This is a genomic window from Streptomyces sp. rh34, assembly GCF_002551245.1.
GTDB lineage: Bacteria > Actinomycetota > Actinomycetes > Streptomycetales > Streptomycetaceae > Streptomyces.
This window is the reverse complement of record NZ_NTGZ01000075.1, coordinates 21,785-29,654: the sequence shown is the minus strand read 5'-3', so window position 1 is coordinate 29,654 and position 7,870 is coordinate 21,785. Positions and strand designations below refer to the sequence as shown.

Here is a 7,870-nt window from a genome sequence, read left to right as displayed (position 1 = left end):
CGCCCTCGCGCCATCAGAGATGTGTATAAGAGACAGCAGCGGCGGCGAGGCGGCCCGGGCCGAGCCCGCCGCGCTGATCGCGGCGGCGCGCGGCCTGGGGCTGCGGGCCATGGGCGCCACCCACAGCGAGGACGGCCGTCGGCGGCTCGCGGCGGCCACCGGCGATCCGGACACGGCGGTCACGCTGGCCGGCCTGCTGTCCGGTGCGCAGGGCCCCGGCCGGGACGAGGACGGGGCGCTGGCCCTGGACCTGCTGGTCGTGCTGGACGCCCCGCAGCTGGACGTGGAGGGTGCGGCGGTCCTGGTCGAGGCGCTGGCCGACGGCGCCCGGCTGGTGCTGAGCGGCGACCCCGGCGTGCTGGGCTCCGCGGGCGCCGGGCGGGTCTTCGCCGATGTGCTGGCATCCCGCGCCTGTCCGCAGGTCGTCTCCCGCACCCCGGATCCCGGGCCGATCGGCGAGCTGGTCTCCGGTATCGGCATCGGCGAGCTGAACCAGGTCGACGCCCCGGGCAAGGAGGTGGTGATCGTCCCGGTCCGCGATGCGGGCGAGGCAGTCCACCGCACCGTGCAGCTGGTCGCGGACTCGGTGCCCCGGGCGTTCGGCATCCCCGCCGAGGAGACCCAGGTGATCACCGTGGGCCACGGCGGGGCCGCCGGGACCAGGGCGCTGAACGAGGCGCTGAAGCAGCGGCTCAACCCGGGCCCCGGCCGGTTCGGCGGTTTCGATCCGGGCGACCGCGTGGTCCATGTGCCCGCGCCCGGCCGGGCGGTGCCCGGGGTGGTCCGCTCGGCCGACGCCGAGGGGCTGCGGCTGGACTGCGGGGGCGCCCCCGTCGTCGTACCCCAGGAGCGGGTGGAGACGTCGGTGCGGCACGGCTGGGCCCTCAGCGCCCATCAGGCGGCCGGGATGCGCTGGCCCGCCGCGGTCGTGGTGCTGCCGGGCGACGCGGCGCAGGGGCTGAGCAGGCCGTGGGTGTACACCGCGTTCAGTCGGGGCGAGCGGCATCTCTCCGTGGTCCACGGGGTGGACCAGGCGCTCCCGCACGCGGTGGCGCAGGTCCCGGCCCAGGAGCGGACGACCCGGCTGCGCCCGCTGCTGGAGGCGCTCCCGACGCCCGACGCGTCGTCCTGAGCGTTGAGCTGATCCGGACAGCGGTGGGGCCCCGGCGCACTGCGCGCCGGGGCCCCACCGTCACGTCCGGTGCGGGAGGAAGGAAAGGGGGGTCAGAGGCCGCCCACCGAGGGCCCGGCGAAGTCCTCGTCCGACTCGTCCTCCTCGTCGAAGACCGCGCTGACGTCGAAACGGCAGACCACCAGTTCGGGGTCGGCGTCCTCGAAGGGGGCGCCGAGCCACTCCCCCGGCTCCGGCGGTGCTTCCCCGGCCGAGACCCAGAGGGTGGAGTCGCCCTCCTCCAAACCGAATTCCTTGTGCCGGGAGGCGATCTCGTCCGGTTCGAACTCGCCGAAGAGCACGCCGAGCGCGGCGTGGACGCTGGTGCCGACCACCGGGGCCGTGTCCTGTCCGCCGCCCGGCCCCGCGTCGAGGTCGGCGAGGCGCTGAGCCTGTGCGAGCAGACGCGGGGGCTCCGCGACCACGTAGTCGCGCCGGATCAGGACGCTGAGTGCGCTGGGCTCGGCGGGGCCGGCGTAGGGAGGCAGGGAGTCGTCCGCGCCGGGGATCTCGAAGGGGGTGACTTCGTCGTAGCGCTCGTAGAGGAGTTCGTCGTAGACCTCGGCGGCAGCGGCAAGGGCGTTGAACGCGTCGTAGACGGCGGGGTCGTCGTCCCCGGTACGGCGTTCGACCGCGTCGAGGTGACGGTCGATCGCGGCTTTGACCGCCTCGGCGGCGGCACGTACCTCGGCAGCGGTGGGCTGCGCAGCATCAGACATAGTGCAGACGCTATCCGTACCGGGGCTCTGCCCGCACAATAGATGCGATGCCGGAATACGAATTCGTCGACGTGTACGTGCCGCGCGGGGTCTCCCGCAAGGAAGCGGCCCGACTCCTGACCGACCACGCCGAGTACGGACACTGGGAGCTGGACCGCCTGACGCTCCGCAGGGACGGCAGCCGCAGGGTGCGGCTGCGCAGACGGATCATCCGTCAGCTACGGGCCAGCTGGTGACGTGAAGCGGGCCCCGCGGTCGCGGGGCCCGCTCCATCGTCCGGGCTGTGCCGTGCAGTGCGCTGCCGGATCAGGCGGCGCTGCGCGAGCGGCGGTAGAGAACCGATCCCGCGCCGGCGAGCAGCAGTCCGGCACTGGCCGGGATGAGCAGTTCGAGCCCGCCCCCACCGGTCTGCGCGAGCTGCTCCTCGGGGAAGTGCTGGGGCTCGGGGGCGTTCGGCTCGGGCGGCTGGTTGGCCGGCGGGATGACCGGCTTCTCCGGCGTGACCGGGGGCTTCTCCGGCTGCTCGGGCGGCGGGGGCGGGACCTCGGCGTCGTTGGAGCAGCTGTTGCCGAAGACGGGGTTCAGCAGTCCGCCGATGGTGACGCTGTTCCCGCAGAGGTTCACGGGGATGTCGATCGGCGCCTGGATCGAGTTGCCGGAGAGGATGCCGGGCGAGCCCTGGGCGGTCCCTTCGGCCGTGGCGCCGCCGCCCGGGGCCCGGTGACGGCCGGTGCCGGGCTCGGAGTGCCGGTTGGACGCGCCGGAGTGCCCGTCCGAGGCGGTGGTGTCGCCGGCCCGGGCGCCGTTTCCGGAGCCGCCCGGGACCGAGCGCTCCTGGGGAGCCGCCGAGCGGTCCCCCGAGCGGTCGGACTCTGCTGATCCGTTTCCGCAGTCGTTCCCGTAGGCGGGGTTCAGCAGACCGCCGACGCTGACGGAGTTGCCGCAGACGTTGACCGGGATGTCGATCGGGACCTGCACCGAGTTCCCGGACAGCACGCCCGGTGAGCCGGAGGCGGTACCGGCCGCCCCGGAGTCGGCGTGGGCGTATCCGCCACTCAGCGCGAGCACTCCGCCCGCAGCCGCCATGGTGATCAGGCCTTTACGAGTGACCTGTCGCATAGGTTCGTTTCCTGCCTTCTGGCTTCCGAAAAACCCCCGGACATGACCGTGCGGGAGCCGAATGCCGAACGGTCCCGGAGCGCATGGGGTGCACTCCGGGACCGGTCGAGCTCAAACCCTTACGGGTTGACGTTCAACGTCAGGCGTTGACGCAGGTGTTGCCGAAGGCGGGGTTCAGCAGACCGATCACGTTGACCGTGTTGCCGCACACGTTGATCGGCACGTGGACCGGAACCTGGACGACGTTGCCGGAGAGCACGCCGGGGCTGCCGATGGCAGCACCCTGGGCGCCCGCGTCGGCGGAAGCCATGCCCGCACCCGCGAGAACGAGGCCACCCGTAGCAGCCGCAACTGCGACGACCTTCTTGATCATGATTCCTCCTAGTTGGAAATGCGGTCCCAGCCGCGGACCGCACACCTTGTAACGAGGGGGATGTGGCGGGGCTACGTGTGAACGGCTCGTTTCACTCGTTCGGACACGTCCGCACAGATGGACGAATCGACGGCGAATCGGTCACCGAGCGGTCAGGAGTGGTCGATGAACCGGTCGAGCACCCGCACGCCGAACTGCAGACCGTCGACCGGGACCCGCTCGTCGACGCCGTGGAACATCCCGGCGAAGTCCAGCTCCGGCGGCAGCTTCAGCGGGGCGAAGCCGAAGCCCCGGATGCCGAGGTCGTCGAAGGACTTGGCGTCGGTGCCGGCCGAGAGCATGTACGGCACGGCACGGGCGATGGGGTCCTCGGCGACCAGCGCGGTCTGCATGGCGTCGACCAGCGCGCCGTCGAACGTGGTCTCCAGGGCCTTGTCCGCGTGCACGTCCTCGCGCCGGACGTTGGGCCCGAGGATCCGGTCCAGGTCCGCGAGGAACTCCTCCTCGTACCCGGGCAGGTACCGGCCGTCGACGTGGGCGGTCGCCTGCCCCGGGATGACGTTGACCTTGTAGCCGGCGCCGAGCTGCGTGGGATTGGCGGTGTTCTGGAGGGAGGCCCCGATGAGCTTGGCGATGCCGCCCAGCTTGGCGAGGGTCTCGTCCATGTTCTCCGGGTCCAGCTCGGTGCCCAGCGCGTCGGAGAGCTCGTCCAGGAAGTGCCGCAGCGTCTTGGTGACCCGCACCGGGAACTTGTGCCGGCCCAGCCGCCCGACCGCCTCGGACAGCTCCGTGATGGCGTTGTCCTTGTGGATCATCGAACCGTGTCCGGCGGTACCGTCCACGGTCAGCTTCATCCAGTGCATGCCCTTCTGGGCCGTCTCCACCAGATACAGCCGCAGGTTCTCGTTGACGGTGAACGAGAAGCCGCCGACCTCGCTGATCGCCTCGGTGACGCCCTCGAAGAGCCCGGGGTGGTGGTCGACGAGGTAGCGCGCCCCGTACGTCCCGCCGGCCTCCTCGTCCGCGAGGAAGGCGAGCACGATGTCGCGCGGGGGCTTGCGGCCGGTGCGCATGCGCTCACGGACGACCGCGAGGGTCATCGCGTCCATGTCCTTCATGTCGACCGCGCCCCGGCCCCAGACACAGCCGTCCGCGATCTCCCCGGAGAACGGGTCGTGCGTCCAGTCCGCCGCGTTGGCCGGCACGACGTCGGTGTGCCCGTGGATGAGGAGCGCCGGGCGCGAGGGGTCCTCGCCCTCGATCCGGGCGACCGTGGAGGCCCGCCCCTTGTGCGACTCGAAGATCCGCGGCTCCAGGCCGACCTCCGCGAGTTTCTCCGCGACGTACTCGGCCGCGCGCCGCTCACCGGGGCCGGAGTGGTCGCCGTAGTTGCTGGTGTCGATCCGGATCAGGTCACGACAGAGGTCGACGACCTCCCTCTCGGCGTTGCCACCGGTGCCGGCCTTGCCCGTGCTGATCTCGCTCACGCTGGTTCCTTCCACTGTCGCTGTGGTGCTCCTCCTCATCCTCCCGCGCCCACGGCCCCCGCCCAAGGCCGCGCACCCCCCGTCACGCACCGTTCACAGCCATCGGGGCGTGATCGAGCACCCTCGAATGTTTGCTATGGTTTTCCACGTCGGAACGGGCACGGCCCGCGAGACAGACACCTTGTCCGGGTGGCGGAATGGCAGACGCGCTAGCTTGAGGTGCTAGTGCCCTTTATCGGGCGTGGGGGTTCAAGTCCCCCCTCGGACACCAGCAGGAGCCCCACTTCGGTGGGGCTCTTTTGCGTCACCGGGCGACCACGGAGAGGGGCGACGATGCGGGGTCGCAGGAAGCCGCCTCCCGCGCCGCTCCCCCAGCGGAACGGGATCGACGCGGTGCGGGTGCGGTTGCCGGAGGATCCCGAGGGGCTCTGGGGATGCGTCGGGGAGCATCTGGCCGGGCGGTTCGGCGGGGCGATCGGGGCGGGCCGGGTGGCTCAGATGCTCGACGCCGGGCGGTTCGTGGGGGCCGACGGGGTCGCCGTGCGGGGCGACGAGCCGTACGCCGCGGGGCGGTATCTCTGGTTCCACCGGGACTTCACGGCCGAGGAGCCGGTGCCCTTCCCGGTCGGCGTCGTGTACCGGGACGAGCGTCTCGTCGTCGCCGACAAGCCGCACTTCCTGGCGACCGTGCCCCGGGGACGGCACATCACCGAGACCGCGGTGGCCCGGCTGCGGCGGGAGCTGGACCTGCCCGCCCTGCAACCGGCGCACCGGCTGGACCGGCTGACCGCGGGTCTCGTGCTGTTCGTGGTGCGGCCCGCGGACCGGGGCGCGTACCAGACGCTGTTCCGGGACCGGCTGGTGCGCAAGGAGTACGAGGCGCTGGCCCCGTACGACCCGGAGCTGCCCCTCCCCCGTACCGTACGCAGCCGCATCGTGAAGGAGCGCGGGGTGCTCGCCGCCCGCGAGGAGCCGGGTGAGGCGAACAGCGAGAGCCGGGTGGAGCTGGTGGAGCGCCGGGGCGGGACCGGGCGTTACCGGCTGCTGCCGGCGACCGGGCGGACGCATCAGCTGCGGGTCCACATGAACGCGCTGGGGCTGCCGATCGTCCACGATCCGCTGTATCCGGTGGTGGAGGAGGAAGGGGCCGCCGACGACTTCTCGCGGCCGTTGCAGTTGCTGGCCCGGGTTCTGGAGTTCACCGATCCGGTCGGCGGGGAGCCGCGCCGCTTCGAGAGCGGGCTGCGGCTCTCCGCCTGGCCGGAGGGGTGAGGCGCGCGGCGCTCAGTGGCCGCGCTTGATCCACTCGTCGAGCTGCGGGGCCTCCGCGCCGATGGTGGTGGGGTCGCCGTGGCCGGTGCGGACGGCCGTGTCGCCCGGCAGGGTGAGGAGCCGGTCCCGGATCGAGTCGATGATCGTCGGGAACGACGAGAAGGACCGGCCGGTGGCGCCCGGGCCGCCCTGGAAGAGGGTGTCGCCGGTGAAGACCGTGGCGAGACCGGGGGCGTACAGGCAGACCGCGCCGGGGGCGTGGCCCGGGGTGTGCAGGACCGTGAGCGCGGTGCCCGCGACGGTCAGTTCCTGGCCGTCGGTGAGGGTGCCGTCGGGGGCGCGGTCCGGGTGGGTCTGCTGCCAGAGCGGCAGGTCGTCCGGGTGGAGCAGGATCGGGGCGCCGGTGGCTGCCGCGAGGGCGGGGGCGGCGTCGATGTGGTCGTTGTGCGCGTGGGTGCAGACGATGGCGCGCAGCGTCCGGCCGCCGAGCGCGGCCTCGATGGCGGCGGCGTCGTGGGCGGCGTCGATGACGATCGCCTCGGTGTCGTCGCCGACGATCCAGACGTTGTTGTCGACGTCCCACTCGCCGCCGTCGAGGGCGAAGGTGCCGGAGGTGACCAGATGGTCGATGCGGGCGGACATCAGAGGACCACCACCGAGCGGAGGACGTCGCCGTCGTGCATCCGGGCGAAGGCCTGCTCGATGTCGCCCAGGCCGATGGTCTCGGTGACGAAGGCGGCGAGGTCGAGGCGGCCCTGCTGGTGGAGGTCGACGAGCATCGGGAAGTCGCGGGAGGGCAGGCAGTCGCCGTACCAGGAGGACTTGAGCGAGCCGCCGCGGCCGAAGACGTCCAGGAGCGGCAGTTCGAGCTTCATCTCCGGGGTCGGGACGCCGACGAGGACGACCGTTCCCGCGAGGTCGCGGGCGTAGAAGGCCTGCTGGTAGGTCTCCGGTCGGCCAACGGCCTCGATGACGACGTCGGCGCCGTTGCCGTCGGTGAGGGCGCGGATGGCCTCGACCGGGTCGGCGGAGCGGGAGTTGACGGTGTGGGTGGCGCCCATCTTCTTCGCCGTCTCCAGCTTGCGGTCGTCGATGTCGACCGCGATGATCTTCGCCGCGCCGGCGAGGCGGGCTCCGGCGATGGCCGCGTCGCCGACGCCGCCGCAGCCGATGACGGCGACCGAGTCGCCCCGGCCGACCTGGCCGGTGTTGATGGCGGCGCCGATGCCCGCCATGACCCCGCAGCCGAGCAGTCCGGCGACGGCCGGGGAGACCTCGGGGTCGACCTTGGTGCACTGGCCGGAGGCGACGAGGGTCTTCTCGGCGAAGGCGCCGATGCCCAGTGCGGGCGACAGCTCCGTGCCGTCGAGCAGCGTCATCTTCTGCTTCGCGTTGTGGGTGTCGAAGCAGTACCAGGGGCGGCCGCGCAGACAGGCGCGGCACTGGCCGCACACGGCACGCCAGTTGAGGACGACGAAGTCGCCGGGGGCGACGTCCGTGACGCCCTCGCCGACCGACTCCACGACGCCCGCGGCCTCGTGGCCGAGGAGGAAGGGGAACTCGTCGTTGATGCCGCCCTGCTTGTAGTGCAGGTCGGTGTGGCAGACGCCGCACGCCTGGATCTTCACGACCGCCTCGCCGGGGCCGGGGTCCGGGATCTGAATCGTCTCGACCCTGACCGGTTCGTTCTTCCCCGGTGCGATGACCCCTTGCACCTGCTGCGCCATAA

Annotated in this window: 9 protein-coding genes and 1 tRNA gene; 4 read left to right on the top strand and 6 right to left on the bottom strand. The window is 72.2% G+C overall.

The window, feature by feature from the left end:
• The coding region (locus tag CR470_RS16365; protein WP_179892269.1) for an ATP-binding domain-containing protein at positions 1-1,132 on the top strand (1,132 nt) is incomplete at its 5' end.
• Between the two features lie 92 nt (positions 1,133-1,224).
• Here the strand turns inward: CR470_RS16365 and CR470_RS16360 are convergent.
• Complete coding sequence (locus CR470_RS16360; RefSeq protein WP_097868328.1) at positions 1,225-1,890, bottom strand: hypothetical protein; 666 nt, start codon at positions 1,888-1,890, stop codon at positions 1,225-1,227.
• Between the two features lie 47 nt (positions 1,891-1,937).
• Here CR470_RS16360 and CR470_RS16355 point away from each other — a divergent pair, with 47 nt between their 5' ends.
• Positions 1,938-2,126 carry a DUF5703 family protein gene (locus tag CR470_RS16355; protein WP_097868327.1) on the top strand — a complete coding sequence of 63 codons (189 nt, stop codon included), beginning with the start codon at positions 1,938-1,940 and terminating at the stop codon, positions 2,124-2,126.
• A gap of 70 nt (positions 2,127-2,196) precedes the next feature.
• Here the strand turns inward: CR470_RS16355 and CR470_RS16350 are convergent, their stop codons facing one another.
• The 3 genes from CR470_RS16350 to CR470_RS16340 all read right to left on the bottom strand — a co-directional run bounded on the left by CR470_RS16350 (position 2,197) and on the right by CR470_RS16340 (position 4,869).
• Entirely contained in the window at positions 2,197-3,009 is an 813-nt protein-coding gene (locus tag CR470_RS16350) for a chaplin (RefSeq protein ID WP_097868326.1), read from the bottom strand.
• A 139-nt stretch (positions 3,010-3,148) separates the two neighbouring features.
• Positions 3,149-3,382, bottom strand: a complete 234-nt coding sequence (gene chpH / locus CR470_RS16345; RefSeq protein ID WP_097868325.1) for a chaplin ChpH — start codon at positions 3,380-3,382, stop codon at positions 3,149-3,151.
• 152 nt (positions 3,383-3,534) lie between these two features.
• The gene (locus CR470_RS16340; RefSeq protein WP_097868324.1) at positions 3,535-4,869 is read right to left on the bottom strand and encodes a M20/M25/M40 family metallo-hydrolase; all 1,335 of its coding nucleotides are present in this window, start codon (positions 4,867-4,869) and stop codon (positions 3,535-3,537) included.
• Positions 4,870-5,052: 183 nt separating this feature from the next.
• Here CR470_RS16340 and CR470_RS16335 point away from each other — a divergent pair.
• Positions 5,053-5,140, top strand: a tRNA-Leu gene (locus CR470_RS16335).
• Between the two features lie 62 nt (positions 5,141-5,202).
• Positions 5,203-6,141, top strand: a complete 939-nt coding sequence (locus CR470_RS16330; RefSeq protein WP_097868323.1) for an RluA family pseudouridine synthase — start codon at positions 5,203-5,205, stop codon at positions 6,139-6,141.
• Positions 6,142-6,153: 12 nt separating this feature from the next.
• Here CR470_RS16330 and CR470_RS16325 read toward each other — a convergent pair whose 3' ends face one another.
• Both CR470_RS16325 and CR470_RS16320 read right to left on the bottom strand, forming a co-directional pair.
• A complete protein-coding gene (locus CR470_RS16325; RefSeq protein ID WP_097868322.1) occupies positions 6,154-6,783 on the bottom strand; it encodes an MBL fold metallo-hydrolase in 630 nt (209 codons plus the stop codon).
• Positions 6,783-7,868, bottom strand: coding sequence for an S-(hydroxymethyl)mycothiol dehydrogenase (locus tag CR470_RS16320; protein WP_097868321.1), 1,086 nt, complete (start codon positions 7,866-7,868; stop codon positions 6,783-6,785). Before CR470_RS16320 ends, CR470_RS16325 begins: the two co-directional genes overlap by 1 nt.
• Positions 7,869-7,870: the final 2 nt, after the last annotated feature.

Excerpts from the sequence above, each read along its gene's own strand:
- chpH (WP_097868325.1), bottom strand. The coding sequence starts at position 3,382 with ATGATCAAGAAGGTCGTCGCAGTTGCGGCTGCTACGGGTGGCCTCGTT.
- CR470_RS16360 (WP_097868328.1), bottom strand. The coding sequence starts at position 1,890 with ATGTCTGATGCTGCGCAGCCCACCGCTGCCGAGGTACGTGCCGCCGCC.
- CR470_RS16355 (WP_097868327.1), top strand. The coding sequence starts at position 1,938 with ATGCCGGAATACGAATTCGTCGACGTGTACGTGCCGCGCGGGGTCTCC.
- CR470_RS16325 (WP_097868322.1), bottom strand. The coding sequence starts at position 6,783 with ATGTCCGCCCGCATCGACCATCTGGTCACCTCCGGCACCTTCGCCCTC.
- CR470_RS16330 (WP_097868323.1), top strand. The coding sequence starts at position 5,203 with ATGCGGGGTCGCAGGAAGCCGCCTCCCGCGCCGCTCCCCCAGCGGAAC.
- CR470_RS16350 (WP_097868326.1), bottom strand. The coding sequence starts at position 3,009 with ATGCGACAGGTCACTCGTAAAGGCCTGATCACCATGGCGGCTGCGGGC.
- CR470_RS16320 (WP_097868321.1), bottom strand. The coding sequence starts at position 7,868 with ATGGCGCAGCAGGTGCAAGGGGTCATCGCACCGGGGAAGAACGAACCG.